Here is a 20,175-nt window from a genome sequence, read left to right as displayed (position 1 = left end):
TTAAACTTCGCAAAAGATTCCTACCCAACTTTATCATGTTTTATTTTAGTTATAAAGAAATTTTTTTTAAAGCTGAATTAACTTGAAAGAACATAAAAAACCTAACAAACAGTGGAAGGATAAACATGCTGAGTTTTAAAATCAAAGTCTTTAGTAGATTTAAAAGGCCTAATCATTTTTGTCTTTTTGATGAGCTTTATCGAACCAATTTTAAAATTATTTAAACTTTTTTTGAAAAATTTCCGGAAAAAGTTGTGACTAATCCGGTATAATTATTATAGAGGACTATGAATTTTAGATGCTCCAGAAAGAAGCGGTTAAACAAATGCTTAGAAAAAAATAAAATGACCTTCAATTGCGTTTCAAGACGATTCTGTAATGAATTATACTACCTCTATGCAATAACGCTTTTTGTTTGTAAAGAAATTTCTTACAAGCCTGACAAAAAAATTCACCTTTCTTTATAGGGTTAAAAAAGTTTTATAAAATCTTTAATTCTTTAGTAGAAATCTTATTGGATCAACCTATTTTTCTTCTTTTCACCGAACCATGTCTGAACAAATTTTTCACATGGGGGATGCTTCAAGAAAAAAGGCCAGAATATCAATAGTTTTATTTTTTCATATGGGGGAACGAATTTTTCCCATGCCGTACAAAGTGAGGTTAAAACCCTTCATCCTTATTCCTTTCAATCTTTCATGGAGTGCTATATGCAATCTAAAAATAAATATCCTGGTATTGATCCTTCAATCATTAAACAAATACGAAAACGTGCTAGACAAATTAAATCTTATAAATGCTGTGTTAATTCTGATATTGAAGATATAAAGCAGCAGCTCTTATGTGAAACTTGGTCTGATTTAAGCCAGTATAATGGTGAAGAAAGTGGTAGAAATGCATTTATTCATAGTGTCATAAAAAACCATGCAATAAGCCTTCTACGCAAACAATCCTGTGCTAAACGTGGTAGTAAAGCAGGCGTAGCATTTGTTGATATTACTGACTTGGATGATGTTATTGATGAAAATAGTAATTTTGCAGATAAAGTAGCAGCTAGTGTTGATATAAACGAAGCAATTTCAAAACTACCAAAGCTCTGGCAGGACATTTGTTATCAGCTTGAATCTCATAGTATCTCTGAAATCGCAGAAATACATGGAATATCTAGAACAACCATCTATGACATTAGAGAACAAATACGCGCTAAACTTGCTCATCTCAAAATATATTTATGAAAATTTTTGAACAAATCGTCGTCATTTTGCGATTACATATTATGAAGGGGTAATAAAACTATGACTTTAAAAATAATAAATAGTGAACAAAGAGTAAAAATGGTAACAGGTGTGAAGATAGTAATCTTCGGACCATATGGAATTGGTAAGACCAGTCTGCTTAAAACTTTGAATGAACCGACACTTTGTCTTGATTTTGAAGCTGGGCTACTTGCTGTTCAAGATTGGCAAGGGGATTCTATAAGTATTCGTACCTGGAATCAAGCTCGCGATATTGCCTGCCTAATTGGTGGACCTAATCCTGCATTAAAATCTGATTCAGCATATAGTCAAAGACACTATGAGCATGTATTCAGTAAGTACAAAGATCTAGAATTCTCTAAATATAGCTGTATTTTTATCGACAGTATTACAGTAGCCTCGCGGTTATGTCTTTTATGGGCAAAAATGCAACCAGAAGCTTTCTCTGACAGAAATGGCAAACAAGACATGAGAGCTGCATACGGGTTACTTGCTCAAGAAATGATGGCTTGGCTCAATCAGTTTCAACATATTCCCAATAAAGATATCATTACAGTTGGTACGTTAGGTCAATATTTAGATGACTTCAATCGCCCAACTTGGCTACCACAATGCGAAGGAGCTAAAACTGCCAGTGAAATACCTGGTATTGTTGATGAAGTAATTAGCATGGTAAGCATCAAGAAGGATGATGGTACAGAGGTACGTTCCTTTGTTTGCCATACTATTAATTCTTGGGGATATCCTGCTAAAGATCGTAGTGGTTGCCTTGATATGGTTGAAGAGCCGCATTTAGGTAAATTACTTACAAAAATCAAAACTAAAACCTTTTCTACTTCTACTCAATTTATGCCACACAACTAACTTTTGGAGGTTACATATGTTACAAGACTTTTTAACTACTGGTCAAAAGATTCCCTTTTTCAGTATGAAAGAATATTTGAATGACCAATCACCTATACCGAAAGACATCGTCTCACCAAGAATTTTAACTCAGAGAAGTTTATTGGTTCTAGGTGGCCCTCCTAAAATAGGTAAAAGTGACTTTTTGATCTCTTGGCTTGTCCATATGGCTGCAGGTGTTTCTTTTCTTGGTATGACTCCAAGTAGACCTTTGAAAATCTTCTAAATGCAAACTGAAATTGAATACGAATATATGAAGGAACGTTTGCAATGTCTTCAACTTGATCCAGAACTTTTGGCAATAGCTGCTAATAACCTAATAATTACGCCAAAAGTGCATTTATCATTTTGCCATGAAGAAATAAATTACATAAAAGAAATTGCGAAGGAACGCTTTAAGCCTGATATTTTGGCAGTGGACCCTCTGCGCAACATCTTTAGTAGTGAGTATGGCAATGAAAACGATAATAGCGCTATGCTATTCTTTCTGCAAAAAACTCTTGAAAAACTACGTAATGCTATTAACCCAAATGCTGGAATAATATTAACGCATCACACGAAAAAATTATCCAAGAAAATGCTCGAAGAAGATCCATTTCAGGGCTTAAGTGGTGCTGGATCTCTCAGGGGATTTTACACTACTGGCATGGTGATGGTTGCTTATGATGAGGAAAGTACCAGACGTCAAATAGTATTTGAGCTACGCAATGGTGAACGTGTGCCAAATAAACTTATCGATAAGATCAACGGTAGCTGGCAGCTTCTTGATCAATGGAATAACTGAGCTTTTTTTAAAAATCAATTGATATATAGGGGGCAACTTATGCTGCAAGATTTTTTAACTGATTTCAATAATGCGAAACTACAGAGTAGTTTAATACCTAAAGGTACAATAGTCAAGGTAAAAATGGCAATTAAGCCTGGTGGTTACGAAAATTGGTTCACTAAAAGCTATGATACTGGCAGCATCTATTTAAACGCTGAATTTACCGTCATTGAAGGTCCATACGCAAAATGTAAGATTTACCAAATAATTGGTATTAAAAGTGGCAAATCAGAAGGTAAAGAAGATACTTGGGGAGAATCTGGACGTTCTATGATTCGCAGTATTTTAGAGTCAGCTCGTAATATTCATACAAATGACACATCAGAAAAAGCAGTTCTTGCGCGAAAAATCAACTCAATTGCAGATTTAAACGGCCTGGAGTTCACAGCAAAAGTAGGCATTGAGGCTAATAATACCTATGGAGATAGGAACAGAATTGCTACGGTCATTACTCCTGAACAAGAGAAAAATTCAGACGCTGATTGGATACCATTCTAAATAAATTGCAACTATTTTTATAGTAAATTAATCGGAGGTTACATGGAGTTTTGCATTACTGAATCAAGACAAGAGATAAAAATGTTATTGGCTCACAATATTAAAGAGTGTCTGTCTTACTTATTGCCTGGTGGTAAATTTGGTTATGGGTTCTATTCTGGAAATATTAATAAAGACCACTTGATGGTAGTGGCAGAAGGTAAGCAAACTGGCACTTGGTATAACTGTGATAAGAAAACTAACGGAGATATTATTGAACTCTGGAGCATAATAACCAATAAAACTGATTTTTCTGAGATTACCAGCCTTATAACCAAGTGGCTTAGTGAGCGTATAATAGCAAAATATAGCTACCTTGATAAAAATAATGAGGCTATAGCTTATGTTTATTTGTATAAAAACAATTATAGACATATATGGAATCTAAGAACCTCTAGGAATGGTCTGAAGCCATTATATAACATTCCCGGTATTATTAAGTCTGATGAAGTGATTATAGTTAAAGGTGAAAACCGTGCTGATAGTTTAATAAAGAGAGGTTTTACAGCAACAACTGCAATAGATGATGATATTGAGAAAACGGATTGGTCTATGCTAACAGATAAGCATATAATAATTTGGCCGGAAAAAGATGAACAATATGTTAAAAAAGTAGCAGTGGAACTAGACAATTTAGGTATGTCCTGTGAGAATCCTGAAAGTTTAGGTATATCATCTGAGAACCGTGAAAGTTTAAGTGTATTATCTGAGAAAAAAGCATTTCCTGCTAGTCATTATCTAAATGATAAATCTCCATCACCAGAGGATATAATTTTACCGAGAATTCTTACTCCTGGAGGACTTTTACTACTTGGAGGAGCTCCAAAGGTTGGCAAGACTGATCTACTGCTTTCTTGGTTAGCACATCTGTCAGCGGGAATACCGTTTTTGAGTATGGTTCCAATTAGACCATTAAAGATCTTTTATCTTCAAACTGATCTTGAATATCCCTACATTAAGGAACGGCTACAACAATTGAAATTTGATGATAAATCTCTAGAATTAATATCAAAAAATTTAATTATTACACCAAAAACAAGCTTACTTTTGAATTCTCAAGGAGTAGAAGAAGTAAAAGATATTATAGCAGAGAGACTAGACGTTAAAACAGTTGATATCATTGCTATAGATACACTACGTGGTGTTTTTGATTTCAATCAATATAAAGGAGAAAATAGTAATAGCTCGATGTTTTGTTTTTTAAAAGATAGAGTTGAAAAATTGAGGTCTATAACAAACCCTAGTTGTGGAATCATTTTAACGCACAATACTAACAAGGTATCGAAAAAGTCATTAGTAGAGGAACCATTTCAAAACTTTAGCGGAGCATCGGCTTTAAGAAGTTTTTATACTTCAGGGATAATGATGATCAAGCCAAACGGAGAACAAAATACTCGTCAATTGATATTTGAACTTAGAAATGGTAAATCTATTTTACCTATGCAGATCGAAAAAGTAAATGACAGTTGGCAAACTGTATCAGAAAAACCAACTGTAAAACAACGTCGAAAAAAAAGTTATGACATCATTTTACGGTTAATTAATGAGAGAGCAGCTAAGGGAAAATTTTATACTAAAAGCCAATTTTGCTATTTATTTGAAGATACATTTGGTTTGAAGAGTTGTCATTCCATTCGTAGATATGTTAACGCATTAGTTGCTTCAGGTTATATTAAATTCTATGAAAAAGAAATACCAGAGCGCGTAAAAGTTATGAAAGTGGCTGAGCATTTAACGAGGAGAGATATTTAATAACACTCATTTTTTAAGAACAATAGTAAAAGGATTAAGCCTGTAGCCATATTCCTTAGTACCTATCCCTGACCATGGCAGAGTTTGAATAATATCGTCTTTTTTGACATTTAAACCTAAAGTTATAGCCAATTTCTCTGCTATAGTTTTTTGCATTCTATTTATTGGTTTGCGAATTTGTTGTTCAACATCGTGAATGTTTTCTAAGCGATTTGCAATTTCTCCAACGTTTAAAGTTTTGTATTGCTCTGGAGAAATTCCACTTCTAAAGTCATGAAAAAATTGATCTAAGAAAATAAAAAATATTCTTCCAGACTTTGACTGTGTTTCGATAACTCCTATACCATTAACACAAATGTCATTGCCTTTAATATGGAGCTGAAAAGTCTTTTCTGCTGGAGTAGACTTAGTCTGTTGCAATGGAATGTAAGAATAGCAATTGAATGCCTGAAAAGAAACATTAGGTAATAATTCTGGTACTCCTTTTTCTACTGTTTGATGCAATACTTCATTTAAACTTTGATCTTCGCAAATTAGATCTGCTATAGGAACAATGTGTAGATTCAGTGGTGGCTTAAGACTCTCCTTATTAAAAGTTATTAAAGCAGTAGGGGTGGTTTTTAACTTATCCACAGCAGAGTATGAGTTATCAGGACAGCATTCGGGAATAATTAAGCTGATAAGGCTTGTGTCAACAATAACATAATAAACTCCGGTTGCTACTTTATTACAAGTAATCTTTAAACTTGCTAATTGCTTTTCAAACCATTCTATAACTTTCAAATGATTAACTTTTACCTCTAAAGAAAAGTAACGCTGTTTTTTATAAGTATCAGGTAAAATATCACGTTCACAGAGGTCACACATTATTGGGTTATCATAATCTTCATCATAATCGCTGACAATTTCTAATCTATTGTTGCAGAAAGGATTTATTACATGAAAATCAAACTCATCTTCATCATTAGCACAGATTATAAAGTAATATTCTCTTAAATTTACAAACCCAAGACTTGACAGGTATTGTGCAACTTCTAAATAATCTCTGCTAGGTGTATCATAAGAGTCACTCCACCGTAGCAGATTAGTAACTATTTGCCTGTAGAAAGTTGGATTTTGCTTTTGACAGAATGGTAAGTCCATAAGTATTGGAAAACATTAACTTAAAATCTTCACGTTCTTTTTTATCAAGTACGTGTTCTGAATAATTGATCGCTATATAGTCTGTATTGGCATGAAAAGATAGAGTAACTTTTTTGTTTCTAAATATCACCTTTATATGTTGAACAAGACTAATATTGTAGATTATACTGCCAATTGAAGGCTCTAACACCTTTAACCACTTTTCTATGGAATTTGTGTTTAATGTAAAATAAGTGCTTGGTTCAGGTGACGTAAACTTTAATTCAATTAATTTGATGTCTTTTATTAATTCATGTACACAGTCAGTCAAGAATGTACGCACTTGGGCAACTTTATTCTGATTACGTAGATTAATAAATGAGCATTCACGTTGAAAATATCGACTGGCAATGCTGTTTGCTATTTCTAAGCCACGTTTGAGGTTTTTAGTACACAAATTTACCTGATTGCTATTTAAAGAGAAGTCAAGAATAATCCAGTCAGGTTTGTAACCGTGTATTACTTGGTTTGAGCTAAGTACCAGGTCTGAATCACTAGCACGACGTATAAATAAGTAAATGCGGTCTTGGTAGTAAAAAAAACCTTTGAACTTACTTTCAAAGTTGTCATTTGCTAGAGAATCATGTTGAGTTAATATCTCTGGCAGTACCTCTTTCGACAAAAAATCTTTAAATGAGCTCTGTCTTTGTCTTGGAGGATTATTTAAAATAAATGATGAAAAACTTCTTTTTTGAACTTTATTAAAAAGAAAGACGTGCTTCAGCAAGTTATGGTCAATAAGAAAGAGAGTAAATAGTATAGATTTTTTATCATATTTTACATCGCCACTCAATATAGGCTTTGCTATCTCAATTATGGCTGAATCAGACTTCAAACGGCTAAAGTAGCTGATTAAATAATAATTAGGTAAATAATCAAGGTTGCTGTCGATAAGGAATTTACGCTTTTGCTGAACTGACCTATAGTCATAATAAGGACTATTATCAAACAAATGCTGTTGATAATTGAAGTGTTGTTTAAGAATAACATTTAATTGCTTATTATTAAGAGAGTTAATCCAACTTTTGTACAAATCAGGATTTTGAAAACTCAATAGTAACTCAGTAGCAGGAACTTCAAGATCATCTTCCCAGAATTCTTGATTGGCAATCATTATCCAAAAGAAAAAATATTATGATAACTGTAGTATATTAAACAGTTGCGTCAATACTACCATAAAAAAATAATAAAAAAAAATTGAACAAATTGAAGAGAAAAAGCGATTATATATAATAGGAGGGTTGAAAACAGATAATGTCAATTCTAACGCAATCAGGCAGAGCAGCAATAGCAGCCAGCATAAAAAAGCAATCTATCCATCTTGCTTGGGGAAGTGGTGATGGAAGCTCTGGAAGTAGCCATAAAGTAGAAAAAACTTTCGTTAAGGGTGAAATAAAACTTGATCATCAACCTGTTAAAGATGTGAAGGTTGTTACAGGACAAACAATGCATCAGCCAAGTGTTGACTATACAGTTGATAGCAGTACTGGTGTAATTAAACGTACGGAAAATAGCTCTATTCCAGTAAGTGATAAAGTTACCATAGAGTACATTCAAAGCACACCACCTGAACCTATAAATTCTATAAAGCTCTTGAATGAACTTGGCAGACGTACTGCAGATGAAGTGCTATTCTGCACAGGTGATGAAAACGGCGAACTTATAACTCCTTCTGGAAGGTTTAGGCCTTCTGATGTACCAACCAATAATCTTTTTCTCAAATTCACTTTCGATTTCACGGATGCAGCAAATCGAGTAATCAGAGAGCTAGGGGTTATGGTTGGTACTAAAGTAAAAAAAGAATTACCTGAAGGACAGAGATATTTTGAACCTCAAGATATAGAAGACCATGGGATTTTATTGGTTTTGGAACATACCGTACCACTTATCAGAACATCTGCAACTCGGGAAACTTTTTCATTTGTTGTAACTTTTTGAAACAAAATGACTTTAAACGCCTATTATAACCGTTTTAATCCTGACAAAGAATACGAAAAAAGCTTGTTCCTGGCAGGAAGAGGTTTACAGTCTGCAGAATTAAATGAAACTCAGGAGTATGCTCTTTCTAAGCTTAAAGGCATAGGAGATGCAATATTTCGTGATGGTGATGTTGTAACAGGAAGTAATTGTATTATAGATAGAGAAACTGGTAAAGTTACTCTTGAAGGAGGAAAAATCTATCTGCGTGGAGCAGTTAGAAAAGTCGAAAAAGAAGAGTTTGTTATTCCACTGAGTACCACAGTTCGTATAGGTGTTTATTATCTAGAATCTACAATTACAGAACTTGAGGACGAAAATCTTCGTGATCCTGCTGTTGGTACAAGAAACTATCAGGAAGTAGGAGCTGCAAGGCTTAAAGTTTCCACCATTTGGGGTTATCAAGCAGAAGGTCTTTCTCCACGTTTTTCTGAAGGAGAATTTTATCCAATTTATAACATTGAAAATGGAGTATTAATAGAACATTCACCGCCACCACAAGCAAACATAGTAACTACAGCTCTTGCTCGTTATGATAAAGAAGCAAATGGATCTTACGTAGTAAATGGCCTTGAAGTAATGTGTTTGCAGAGAGAAGAAGGGGACGAAAAGGGGAAAAAAAAAATATTTGTGATTAATGAGGGCAAAGCTCATGTTGATGGCTATGAGATTGAACTTCCTCACAGTATTCGTGTTTCTTTTGATGACGATCCAGATATAAAATCAGTTGAATTAGAACCACATACTTTTCAGCCAAATAGCCAAAGAGTAATGGAACTGAAGGTGAATGATTTTCCAATAAGTGAAATTAAAAAAGTAGATATAACTGTTCAAAAAACCATTACCATTACTCACGGTTCATATTCTGGAGCTATTGATCCGATACCTGACTCTGCAGTACTTGAGATTATTCAAATTAAACAAGGCAATGTTATTTATGAAAATAGTATAGATTACAAATTAAACGCAGGAAACGTTGATTGGTCATTACCTGGCAAAGAACCAGCACCTGGAAGTAGTTACCTGATAACCTATCGCTGTCGCACTCATATAAGTCCTGAAGATATAAATGAAGAGGGATGTAAAGTAAGGGGAGCAGTTGATAATAGTCTGGTTCTAATTGATTACACCTGGAAAATGCCCCGCTATGATTTAATTACTATCGATAGCAAAGGAGTAGTAAGAAGAATAAAAGGAATTTCTCACCCTTGGCGACCATCGATGCCTAAAGCGCCTTCTGGACAACTTTTGCTCTGCTACATTCATCAGACGTGGAAAAAAGGCGAAGGGGTAAAAATAGTGAATAATGCTATTCATGCTGTACCGATGAATGAGCTTGAAGCAATGAAAAAAGGAATAAATGATCTTTATGCGCTGGTTGCAGAGGAACGTCTACGCAATGATGCAAATTCAAGAGAACCTACCACCAAAAAAGGAGTATTTGTTGATTCATTCTTTGATGATGATATGCGTGATCAAGGAATTTCGCAGTCTGCAGCAATAGTAAATAGAGAGCTAGTTCTGCCAATAGATGTAGAAGTTGCAGATATTGAAAAAGGTGGGGAAAGATATCTTTTGCCGTATGAACTTGAACCGGTACTGGAGCAGCTTTTACAGACTAAAGGAGAAAAGATCAATCCATACCAAGCTTTTGATCCAGTACCGGCACAAATTACTCTAAATAAAAATATAGATCACTGGACGGAGGTAAAAACAAATTGGAAAAGTCCAGTAACAAGAGTATTTAATGTTAAAGAAACGACAGAGCTGCTGTCAAGTACTTCATACGAAACTGAATTTATGAGAGAAGCAGTACAGAATTTTGAAATTGAAGGTTTTGAGCCAGATGAAAAGCTTAAGGAAATAAAATTTGATGGCATTTCTATTATACCTATGGCATAGAGGAAAAAAAAGTGGAAAAAAGAGCTAACAACCAGGGAAAATTAAAGGGAAAGGTGAAAGTACCAGCAAACATTCCAGCAGGTACTAAATTAGTACAGTTTTATGGGGATAAAGGAAGCTATGGAGAGGCAACTTATACTGGTAAAAAAACTATTACTATAGAAGAAAGAAGAAGAGTTATCGCAGCAAGAAGAGTTGATCCTTTAGCGCAAACATTTACTTTAAATGAGAGCAGACACATAGGAGGTCTAGAGTTATGGTTTGTAAATAACGGCAAAAAACGTGTTGCTGTGCAGATTAGAGAAACAGCAGTGGGAATGCCCTCGCAGACTGTCATTGCTAAAAGTTATATTGAGCCAAAAGATATAAAGATAGATGGCACAGCAACACGTATAACTTGGTCACCAGTGTTTTGCCATGCAGGAGAGGAGTATGCAATAGTACTGCTTACTGATGATCCTGGTACTGCAGTAAAGATAGCAGAACTTGGCAAATATGATGCAGTAAATAGCCGTTGGGTAACAAGCCAGCCATATCAAGTAGGAGTATTACTGTCATCAAGCAATGCAAGCACCTGGACTCCACATCAAAATTTAGATTTAACGTTTCGACTACTAGCTGCAAAATTTAGTGAAAATTCTTATGTTATTGATCTTGGGAAAGTTACTGTAAACAACGTATCAGATTTAATAGTTTTAACAAATGTTGAAAAAGTAGCATTTGATACCAATGTAGAATTTATCTTAACAGATGAAGAGGGAAAAGAAAACTTTCTATCTGATAATTTGCCGCTCGCACTGCGTGAAAGAATAAATGGGGAATTAACGGTAAAAGCAAGCCTAAAAGGAGGGCGAGAAAAAAGTCCAGTTCTTTATCCTGGGTTACAGCTAGTTATGGGTAATATAGGGGAAAAAGGAGATTATGTTACAAGAAGTATTACAGCAGGAGCTAACACTAAGATAACAATTACCTATGATGCGCTGATACCTGGCACTGCAGATGTTAAAGCATATGTACAAAAAAACGTGGATTGGCAATTAGTAAATTTAACATCAGGAAAACCAATTGGAGAAAGCTGGGTGGAGAGAACTCATGTACTGACAAACTTTAATGCTAATGAGACAAGGATAAAATTGGTTTTAAGTGGAACGGTTGTTTATCGGCCAAAGGTAAAAAACTTGCGGATTGTTATAACATAAAAAAAATGCCAAATGATAAAACAAGCAGAGAGTATCCATTACCTCATCCAGAAAATATTGCAGTGGAAGATGTAGTACGTATTCGAAGAGCTATAGAAAAAGTAGATGAAGATATTACCGAAAGAGAAGATGAGCATAATCAACTAAAAAATAATTTTAAACGATTTAGATTTGAAACTTTTTTGAATTTTTGGGAATGAAAGAAGCAATAGAAGCATTACATCAAAGGATAAAGGATTTAGCAGCAAACAGCACACCTGATCAACTGGCATATCTTGCAAAATCGCTGGAATTGATAGCAGATAAAAAAGCTATTGCTGACATTGTGCAGATGACTGAGGTAAAAGAGATAATTGATGCACTACAAAAGAGGCTTAAGGATTTAGCAGTAAACAGTACACCAGATCAATTAGCATATCTTGCTAAAGCACTGGAATCAATAATCGACAAAAGTGCGGTTTCTGAAATTGTACAGATGACTGATGGTAAGCTAAAAGAACTTCTTGATAGTGCAAAAAAACACTTAACTGATCTGGATAATAAAAAAGCTAGTTCTTTAGCAGTGATCTCTGAATCAGAGAAGCAGTTATTAAAGAGAATTGATGAAAAAGGAACAACAAATTTATCGCTACTTGATACGAGAAAGAATGCCAATATTGCAGCAATAAACAGTGTTGGCAATGATCATAAAGATGGTCTTAAAGGTTTAGTGAATAACTTCCGTACTGTTAATGATGTACTAAGCGGCTCATCAATCATGAAAGAAGTAAGAAATCGTCACATGATTGAACCTGGAGCATTACCTTTTTTATTTGGTGTACTAAGTAGAAAAAATAATTACTTTGGTCACGGAACTTTTACAACTGAGCTTGGTCAGTGGAGTAGTGATATAACAAAAACAGACTATATGCTACAACTACTAGCAGGTACTCACACATATGATACAAGCTATGTTAGTTTTTATCGGCCAAGACAATTGTGCTTTTTAGAGGGAAGCAAAGGTACATTTATCTATGGAGAATCATACCCAAGATTCATGTATGATGGATTTTCTGAGCAATTCAATATGCTGAAATACCCTTATGCTGCATTGGGAGTAATATTCGTAAAAAACACAAGTAATGTAGATATAAGTAAAACTCTAAACTTTGTTGGATCTGCAATGTGGTATAAAGATGAAGTTAATTATGGAGGAGCAGGATTATTTATAGGTACACCTGATAAAACTAATACAAGGAAGTCAGAGATTTCGAGAATTACTTGGACACGTATTTACCAGCATGAAATTAGCAGTCCTGAATTTATTGCATCAGGTAACATAATCATTCCAGCAGGAAAAACCGTTACAGTGTTACTTTATACGTCATCTAATCTTCACTCAGAAGGTGAAAGAGTTGGTGAGACACCTGAGTTCTTTGCAAGTGAGCACACGTATAGCACAATCTATGGTCAATTTATTCAGTGGGGAATATATAACTTTCGCAGCAATTTTCTGACTACAGGACTTGAAATAGATGTAGAGAGAACACTAAGAGCGTGGCAATGCCCAGGATTAGATGCCACTCATAAAATTTGGAATTAAAAACGGAGAAAACCAATGCCAATTTATATTAGATTTGAACATAACAAACAAGTAGAAACAACAACGCTTGAAAGTAAGCCAACTGGAAATGATTGGTATGAAGCGCCAAAGAATTTCGACTGGCAAAAGAGTTATCAGTTAACAGAAGGAGGAGAAATTGCTCAGCGTACTAAAGAAGATATACAAAAGGAGTTACTGGATAATGCGAAGCTTTGTGCATTTGATAGTATGCGTTTCTATTATGATAATCATACTCACCAATATGCAGGTTATTCTCACCAAAAAGCTAAATCTTATGAGATTCAAGCGGAAGCCGCAAAAAGCATTCTAGCAGCACCAGAATCTATAGATGAAAAGGATAAAGAAATTATAGAGCCTTTAGCAAAAGTCCGTGGTATTACAATTATCGAAATGGCAAGAATAATTGAAGAAAAAGTAAAAAAAGCAGTAAAAGAAATAATTAAATGTGAAGAGTTGGAAGACATTACCAAGAAGAAAATTGCAGAAGCCAAAAGTGAAAATGAGCTACAGACTTTGCTCGATGATTTCAGGAAAAAAATACAAAGAAATGGCTGAAGAATTTTTACACGGAGTAAATGTTATTGAGGTAACCTCAGGAGCAAAGACAGTACGTACAGCTAAATCATCAGTGATAGGTGTAATTGGTACTGCTCCTGAAGCAGATGAGCAAAAATTTCCACTGAATAAGCCAGTGTTAATTGCAGGAAGCTTAAAAGAGGCTGCGAAGCTTGGTAAAACAGGTACCCTTCCACAAGCAGTAAGCTCTATCTTTACACAAGTTGGTGCAACAGTAGTAGTAATTCGAGTCAAAGAAAGTGAAAACAGTGATCCAAAATTAAAAGAAGAAGAGACGCTGAAGAATATAATTGGCGGTGTTGATAAAGAAACCGGAGAATATCAGGGAATTGAGGCATTTCTCAGCAGTGAAAGCATAGTTCATGTTGCTCCAAGAATATTAATTGCACCTCAGTTTACTCATCAGTTACCTGAAATAGATGGAGTAAATCCAGTAGTGAGTGCTTTAATTTCCATAGCAGAAAAATTAAGAGCAATTATTGTTGCAGACGGACCAAATACTGTTGATGAAGAAGCAATCAAATGGAGAAAAAGTGTAGGCAGCTCAAGAGTTTACGTAGTTGATCCATGGGTTAAAGTATTTATTGAAGAAGAAATTTTGCCTCCAAGTCCGTTTGTTGCAGGATTAATTGCAAAAATTGACAATGAGCATGGGTTTTGGCACTCACCTTCAAATCAAGAGATAAATGGTATTGTTGGAACAAGCAGGCCTATTGATTTTACGCTCGGTAATACAAATTGCAGAGCAAACCACTTAAATGAAAATGAAGTAACAACGATAATTCATCAAAACGGCTATAGGCTTTGGGGAAATAGAACATGTTCAAATGACTCAAAATGGGCTTTTCTGTCAGTGAGAAGGACTGCAGATTTAATCAATGATAGTCTACTTCGAGCTCATTTATGGGCAGTTGATCGCAATATCACCAAAACTTATATAGATGATGTGATTGAGGGGGTGAATTCTTATTTGGCCAATTTAAAAGCGCAAGGAGCTATTATCAGTGGAAAATGTTATGCAACTCCCGAACTCAATACACCGGCAAATATTGCAAGCGGGAAAGTGTATTTTGACTTCGAGTTTACACCACCGTATCCGGCTGAGCAAATAATATTCAGATCTCATCTTGTAAATATAAGTTAGGAGAAAGCAAAGTGTTACCAAAAATACTGAGAAATTTTAACGTATTCGTTGATGGTCGTGGTTATGCAGGAAAAATAGATGAAGTAACCTTGCCAAAGCTCACCATTAAAACAGATGAATATAGAGCTGGTGGTATGGATATTCCAATAAATATTGACATGGGTATGGAAAAGTTAGAAGCAGATTTCACTTTTGCTGAATACGATACAGAGCTCTTTCGGCTATTTGGGTTGATAAATGGAAATTCGGTATCTTTGACGCTCAGAGGTGGATTACAAGGCAGCGGAAGCAATGATATTGAAGGAGTAATTATCAACCTCAGGGGCATATTCAAAGAATTTGACTTTGGTAGCTGGAAACCTGCTGAAAAAGCAACGCTGAAGTGTACTGTAGCTGCTCATTACTATAAACTTACTATAGGTGGTAATGAACTGATAGAGATCGATGCTGAAAATATGATAAGAAAGATAAATGGTGTTGATCAAATGGCCTTGCTACAAACGATTCTAGGGATCTAATATGGTTGACAAAATTACATAAAAATGTTAAAATATAAGAAGTTGTAGGTATATAGTTAATATGGATTCTAAAGCTCATACAAATTCCATAGAGCAGCTAACTGGTTTACTTGTTAGTGTAGCACAATCTCAGGACAAGTCCGTTTTAAAGTTATTAACTGAATTAATGGAAGAAGAAATTGAAGATATGGAATTATCTAAGATTGCTGACGAACGCTATAAAGAAAAGAGGGTTAAACATCAAGATGCCTTCTGGGATTAAGCCTTACAATATAGACTATTCAGAATCTGTTATAAAGAGAGACATTCCGGCTCTTCCAGCAAAAGTAAAGTTAATGATTAAGAAGGCAATAATGGAGCGTCTAACAGTTGATCCAATTGGACTTGGAAAGCCATTAAAGCATAACTTAAGTGGACAACGTAGTCTACGGGTGAGTACCTATCGTATACTTTATTATATAGATGTACCAGAACATACAGTAGTTATTACTTCAATTGAACACAGAAAAGATTCTTATCAAAGCTAATCCTATTTATAGCACCATACAAAGAAATTAGTTATGTAAAAGCCGATATAGACTTTTATTTAATTAACTTTTTAAGGAGGAACATGCAAGCTATAACACTTAATAACCCAATAACAGTTGACGGGATTTCTGTCTCAGAATTATCGATGCGTGAACCTAAAGTAAGAGATTTACTTGCTATAGAACGCATAGAAGGCGAAGCTTTAAAAGAAGTAGCTTTAATTGCTAATCTAGCATCAGTACCAAAAGAAGTAGTTGAAGATTTATGTATTAAAGATTATGTAGAAATACAGAAGGTGCTAAAAGGTTTTTTGTCGCCGCTGGAACAGAGGAGTTAAGATTCAATATTTTAAAACTTAGCTCAACAACAGGAAGTGGAATTGAGCAAATTATTAATATGAGTATAAAAGAGTTTCTAAAGTGGTTAGAAGTAAGTGAAGGAGTAACAAAAAAATGTCAATGCTTTCAATAAAAATAGGTGCAACGTTAGATGGCAGTTTTAATAATGCAATGACAGGTAGTGCAGCAAAGCTTTCTAAGTTGGGTGATAGTATAAAGCAGCTTGATTCGTCAATGAAATCGGTTTCCAAATTTAAGCAACTAAATCATGATGCCCTTGAAGCTATGAAGAATTAGAAGGAAGCGGAGAAGAAAGCAAAAGAATCAGCCGCAGCAATTGCTAAAGAGAAGAAGGAAAAAAAAGAGCCAAGCAAAGCACTGAGAAATGAATTTGAAAAATTGAAAGCATCAGCATCAAAGGCAAAAGAGGCTTATATTAAAAAGAGAGATACACTTCACACATTGAATGAAGAAATCAGGAAAAGTGGAAAGGATATTAAATCTTTAGTGAGGGATCAAACTAAACTTGGTTCATCTATTGAAGTACTTAAAGGAAAATACAGTAAATTAGGATCTGTAATACAAAAACAGCAAAATGCTTTGGCAAAAAAAGCGCATTATAGATCACAAGTAATGGAAACTATAGGACTAGGTCTTTCACTTGCAGCACCAATTAAAGTTGCGATTGACTTTGAAAGTGCTATGGCTGATGTTAAAAAGGTAGTAAATTTCAAGGATGGAACAAATGAAGCCGAAGAATTTGCTCAAAAATTGAAGAAATTATCCCGTGAAATACCATTATCAGCTGCAGAGTTAGCACAAATAGCTGCAAGTGGTGGACAGCTTGGTATCAACAAAGGTAAGCTGCTTGAATTTACCACAACAGTAGCTAAAATGGCCACAGCATTTGATATGTCTGCCGAACAAGCTGGTGATTCCATAGCTAAACTCGCTAACATTTATGGAATTGCAGTAGAGAAGATGGAAGGAGTTGGTGATGTTATAAATTACCTATCAGATAATACTGCAGCTAAGGCAAACGATATGATTGAAGCACTTGCTAGAGTGGGTGGTAATGCAAAACAATTTGGTTTAGATATTAATCAGACAAGTAGTTTAGTAAATGCCTTCATTAGTTTAGGTAAACAACCTGAAAAAGCAGCAACTGCTGTCAATGCTCTGCTTTCTAAACTTCAAACTGCTGAAGGGCAAGGAAAAGAGTTCAAAGCAGCATTGGAATCGATAGGTATCACTGCAGAGGAAATGTCACAAAAGGTTGCTGAAAACGGGCAAAACGCTCTACTTTATTTTTTTGAAACTCTAGAAAAAGTAGATAGACAGGAACGTTCACAAATCCTTCTCAATCTCTTTGGTCAAGAATATCAAGATGATATTGCATTGATAGTTGGAAGTTTGGAAGAATATAAAAAAGCAATAGATTTTGTGGCTGATAAAGAAAAGTATAACAAATCTATGCAAAAGGAATTTAATAACCGTGCAAGTACTACAGCAAATAATTTGCAGCTACTTAAAAATACAATAGCAGAGCTAGGAATGAACTTAGGGTCAGTTATGCTACCTCCTTTAAATTGGATAAGTAAGATTTTGAGGTCTATATCTATAGGTATAGCTTGGTTCGCAGAGAAGTGTCCAATTTTGACCACAGGAGTTATGAGCATAATTTCAGCTCTTATTATTGGCAAGATTGCAGTGGTAGGTTTTGGTTATGCATTTGCATTGGCTGGAGGTGGAATATTAACTTTTAAGGCTATTTTACACGGAACACTTTTGCCAGTATTAACTTCGTTATCAGCTCGAGTAATTCCAGCAGTAATCATGGGACTGAAAGCCTTAACGTTAGCCGTGGTTACCAATCCTATAGGAGCTGCTGTTGCTGGACTATCAGTTGGTGCAGCGCTTGTAATCGCTAATTGGCAAAAGGTAAAGGACTTTTTCTCAAGTATCTGGAAATCAATTGCAAAACCTATAGAAAATTGGATTGGTTTGGGAAAATTGTTTAATGATAGTCCAATAAAAGCATTAGAGAAACCAGTAAAAGCAAAAATAGGCGGTACAACTAAGATAATCAGTAAAAATAATGTTTTTAGTAAAGGAAATCCTTTACTGCACAATAATGCTTTTAGTGGAATTTCGAATAGTAGAACGAATATTGAAAGTGTGATTACAGAAAAAAGTTCTGTAGCAGATAATTCAGAGAAAGTTTTAAAAGACTGTGAAAAGTGTGAACAAAAAATTTTCAATCAAACTTTTACATTTAATATAAGTATAAAAGCAGAACCTAACCAAGATGTACGTAGTCTTGCTGATGCAGTAATAAAAAGAATAAGAGAAAAATCGCGAGACGTTCTGTTTGATTCAATAGAACCAATTTACTAATGCTATCACTTGGTCAACATAAGCTTTCTCCAACAAGTGTAAGGTGCAGTAAAGAAAATCGTTGGAGTACAATTGAGTGCATTGGTAAAATACCTTCATTACAAAATATTGGCCAAGGCACAGAAAATATAGACTTAGAAGGAGTAATTTATTTCCATAATCTCAATGATTTAAATCGATTAAAAAGTATGAAAGAAGCTGAGAAAAATCAGGAACCAAGTATCTTAGTAGACAGTTTAGGAAATGTTTTGGGAAGATTTGTTATTGTGCGGTTAGAAGAAAAGCAAACGTCGTATTTTCCCTGTGGATTACCAAAAAAGGTTGAATTTAGCTTAAGTTTAAGGAGTTATGTATGACAGTACATTATATAACCCGAGAAAAAGAAATGTTAGATTACATATGTTTTAAACACTATGGACATAGCTCTGGAACAGTAGAGGAACTATTGCTTGAAAATCCAGGCCTTGCAGAATATGGAAGTTTTTTGCCTGCAGGATTAAAGATCAGGTTACCTATAATACAAAAGCAATTAAAAAAATCGAAGTTAAAAGTATGGGAGTAAATGAAACCTGAATTCAGCATTGAAGGAATAAAAGATCATGTAATATCGGTACATCTTACTGATGAATCTGGTACCATAGACGATGTTGCAGAGATATGTGTTAACTATGACAATGAAAATGTAGAAGTTCCAAATGAATTGAACATATCATTAGGTTATAAGGAAACGGGAATCTTTCCAATGGGTATATATACAGTCAACGAAGTGACTATACAGGGTCCACCTAAAACTCTACTAATAAAAGCTCATGCAACAAATTTAAGAATATCTTTAAAAGCAAAGGTATCAAAAGAATGGCATCAAATTACCATAGAAAACTTAGTGAAAGAAATAGCTCAAAAACATGGATATGGATATAAAGTTGCTGAAGAATTTAAGGATATATTGATACCCCACATTAACCAAATAGATGGAAGTGATATCAGTTTGTTAACTAAAATAGCAGTAGAACGCGAAGCAATGGCAAAATTAGCTGGTGGGTACATATTATTTATTTCAAAAAATATGGCAAAATCAGCCACAGGAAAAGCTTTAGGAACAACTACTATTAGACCTCAAGACACAATTAATTGGAAAGTGCATTTTACCGTACGTGATAAATACAATTCAGTAGTAGCAAAATGGCATAGCTATGAAAAGGGCGAAACTATTAAAGAAACAGTTGGTAGCAGTGAGCCAAGTTATATTATGCTGGAACTTTACTCAAATGCAGAGTCAGCACTAAGTGCAGCAAATGCCAAATTAAAACAATTGAAGCGTAACAATGAAACTTTAGATATAACTATGCCTGGTAATCCGGAGTTATTTGCAGAAGCTAAACTTAGTCTTATAGGTTTTAATCAAGCGGTAGATGGTGAATGGATAATTAATAGAGCGGAGCATACTTTAAATAGCTCAGGTTATCTTACTATATTATCAGCATCTTTAAGTAAATGAAAACGATGTTAAGGAAAAATAAGTATATAGTCTGTTCAA

Annotated in this window: 22 protein-coding genes and 1 pseudogene; 21 read left to right on the top strand and 2 right to left on the bottom strand. The window is 34.6% G+C overall.

The annotated features are described in order from the left end of the window. Positions 1-710 precede the first annotated feature (710 nt). The 5 genes and pseudogenes from ABWU32_RS03615 to ABWU32_RS03595 all read left to right on the top strand — a co-directional run bounded on the left by ABWU32_RS03615 (position 711) and on the right by ABWU32_RS03595 (position 5,274). Positions 711-1,235 (top strand): sigma-70 family RNA polymerase sigma factor, encoded by a 525-nt coding sequence (locus tag ABWU32_RS03615; protein ID WP_007301868.1) that lies wholly within the window; start codon positions 711-713, stop codon positions 1,233-1,235. A gap of 60 nt (positions 1,236-1,295) precedes the next feature. Beyond that, positions 1,296-2,120 (top strand): ATP-binding protein, encoded by an 825-nt coding sequence (locus ABWU32_RS03610; protein WP_012482039.1) that lies wholly within the window; start codon positions 1,296-1,298, stop codon positions 2,118-2,120. A 16-nt stretch (positions 2,121-2,136) separates the two neighbouring features. Continuing rightward, a pseudogene (locus ABWU32_RS03605) lies at positions 2,137-2,943 on the top strand (AAA family ATPase). Between the two features lie 39 nt (positions 2,944-2,982). Then, complete coding sequence (locus tag ABWU32_RS03600) at positions 2,983-3,483, top strand: hypothetical protein (protein ID WP_007301871.1); 501 nt, start codon at positions 2,983-2,985, stop codon at positions 3,481-3,483. A 42-nt stretch (positions 3,484-3,525) separates the two neighbouring features. Continuing rightward, positions 3,526-5,274, top strand: a complete 1,749-nt coding sequence (locus ABWU32_RS03595) for an AAA family ATPase (protein WP_265027824.1) — start codon at positions 3,526-3,528, stop codon at positions 5,272-5,274. 6 nt (positions 5,275-5,280) lie between these two features. Here the strand turns inward: ABWU32_RS03595 and ABWU32_RS03590 are convergent, their stop codons facing one another. Further along, positions 5,281-6,417 carry a hypothetical protein gene (locus ABWU32_RS03590; protein WP_265027825.1) on the bottom strand — a complete coding sequence of 379 codons (1,137 nt, stop codon included), beginning with the start codon at positions 6,415-6,417 and terminating at the stop codon, positions 5,281-5,283. After that, positions 6,359-7,570 (bottom strand): hypothetical protein, encoded by a 1,212-nt coding sequence (locus tag ABWU32_RS03585; protein ID WP_353278874.1) that lies wholly within the window; start codon positions 7,568-7,570, stop codon positions 6,359-6,361. The genes ABWU32_RS03590 and ABWU32_RS03585 overlap by 59 nt, the downstream gene beginning before the upstream one ends. A gap of 140 nt (positions 7,571-7,710) precedes the next feature. On the opposite strand from ABWU32_RS03585, the gene ABWU32_RS03580 reads away from it, so the two are divergent. From ABWU32_RS03580 to ABWU32_RS03505, 16 genes are all read left to right on the top strand, one after another. Then, on the top strand, positions 7,711-8,394 hold the full coding sequence (locus ABWU32_RS03580) for a hypothetical protein (RefSeq protein WP_265027826.1): 684 nt from the start codon (positions 7,711-7,713) through the stop codon (positions 8,392-8,394). Between the two features lie 6 nt (positions 8,395-8,400). Then, on the top strand, positions 8,401-10,335 hold the full coding sequence (locus ABWU32_RS03575) for a DUF4815 domain-containing protein (protein WP_353278872.1): 1,935 nt from the start codon (positions 8,401-8,403) through the stop codon (positions 10,333-10,335). A gap of 11 nt (positions 10,336-10,346) precedes the next feature. After that, the gene (locus tag ABWU32_RS03570) at positions 10,347-11,534 is read left to right on the top strand and encodes a hypothetical protein (RefSeq protein ID WP_353278870.1); all 1,188 of its coding nucleotides are present in this window, start codon (positions 10,347-10,349) and stop codon (positions 11,532-11,534) included. Positions 11,535-11,539: 5 nt separating this feature from the next. Next, on the top strand, positions 11,540-11,734 hold the full coding sequence (locus tag ABWU32_RS03565; protein ID WP_262986446.1) for a hypothetical protein: 195 nt from the start codon (positions 11,540-11,542) through the stop codon (positions 11,732-11,734). Continuing rightward, a complete protein-coding gene (locus ABWU32_RS03560) occupies positions 11,731-13,116 on the top strand; it encodes a hypothetical protein (RefSeq protein ID WP_353278869.1) in 1,386 nt (461 codons plus the stop codon). Before ABWU32_RS03565 ends, ABWU32_RS03560 begins: the two co-directional genes overlap by 4 nt. A 15-nt stretch (positions 13,117-13,131) precedes the next feature. Next, complete coding sequence (locus tag ABWU32_RS03555; protein WP_063631162.1) at positions 13,132-13,692, top strand: hypothetical protein; 561 nt, start codon at positions 13,132-13,134, stop codon at positions 13,690-13,692. Then, positions 13,685-14,857, top strand: coding sequence for a phage tail sheath subtilisin-like domain-containing protein (locus tag ABWU32_RS03550; RefSeq protein ID WP_353278949.1), 1,173 nt, complete (start codon positions 13,685-13,687; stop codon positions 14,855-14,857). The genes ABWU32_RS03555 and ABWU32_RS03550 overlap by 8 nt, the downstream gene beginning before the upstream one ends. Before the next feature lie 11 nt (positions 14,858-14,868). Then, positions 14,869-15,375: a phage major tail tube protein gene (locus tag ABWU32_RS03545; protein WP_265028022.1), complete on the top strand. Its 507-nt coding sequence runs from the start codon at positions 14,869-14,871 to the stop codon at positions 15,373-15,375. Between the two features lie 61 nt (positions 15,376-15,436). Beyond that, positions 15,437-15,637: a hypothetical protein gene (locus ABWU32_RS03540; RefSeq protein ID WP_007303020.1), complete on the top strand. Its 201-nt coding sequence runs from the start codon at positions 15,437-15,439 to the stop codon at positions 15,635-15,637. Further along, entirely contained in the window at positions 15,621-15,902 is a 282-nt protein-coding gene (locus ABWU32_RS03535; protein ID WP_265028021.1) for a type II toxin-antitoxin system RelE family toxin, read from the top strand. The genes ABWU32_RS03540 and ABWU32_RS03535 overlap by 17 nt, the downstream gene beginning before the upstream one ends. A gap of 83 nt (positions 15,903-15,985) precedes the next feature. Then, complete coding sequence (locus tag ABWU32_RS03530; RefSeq protein ID WP_265028020.1) at positions 15,986-16,240, top strand: phage tail assembly protein; 255 nt, start codon at positions 15,986-15,988, stop codon at positions 16,238-16,240. Between the two features lie 115 nt (positions 16,241-16,355). After that, positions 16,356-16,538 carry a hypothetical protein gene (locus tag ABWU32_RS03525; protein WP_353278866.1) on the top strand — a complete coding sequence of 61 codons (183 nt, stop codon included), beginning with the start codon at positions 16,356-16,358 and terminating at the stop codon, positions 16,536-16,538. A 39-nt stretch (positions 16,539-16,577) separates the two neighbouring features. After that, on the top strand, positions 16,578-18,638 hold the full coding sequence (locus ABWU32_RS03520; RefSeq protein WP_353278947.1) for a phage tail tape measure protein: 2,061 nt from the start codon (positions 16,578-16,580) through the stop codon (positions 18,636-18,638). After that, positions 18,638-18,994, top strand: a complete 357-nt coding sequence (locus ABWU32_RS03515; protein WP_353278864.1) for a phage tail protein — start codon at positions 18,638-18,640, stop codon at positions 18,992-18,994. Before ABWU32_RS03520 ends, ABWU32_RS03515 begins: the two co-directional genes overlap by 1 nt. Then, complete coding sequence (locus tag ABWU32_RS03510) at positions 18,991-19,200, top strand: tail protein X (RefSeq protein WP_341819763.1); 210 nt, start codon at positions 18,991-18,993, stop codon at positions 19,198-19,200. The genes ABWU32_RS03515 and ABWU32_RS03510 overlap by 4 nt, the downstream gene beginning before the upstream one ends. Continuing rightward, the gene (locus ABWU32_RS03505) at positions 19,201-20,136 is read left to right on the top strand and encodes a phage tail protein (protein ID WP_353278862.1); all 936 of its coding nucleotides are present in this window, start codon (positions 19,201-19,203) and stop codon (positions 20,134-20,136) included. Positions 20,137-20,175 lie beyond the last annotated feature (39 nt).

This window comes from Wolbachia endosymbiont (group A) of Udea olivalis, from assembly GCF_964028365.1.
Taxonomy (GTDB): Bacteria; Pseudomonadota; Alphaproteobacteria; order Rickettsiales; family Anaplasmataceae; genus Wolbachia; species Wolbachia pipientis.
Note: the sequence above shows the minus strand (reverse complement) of the source record. Positions and strands in the feature narration are given on the sequence as shown.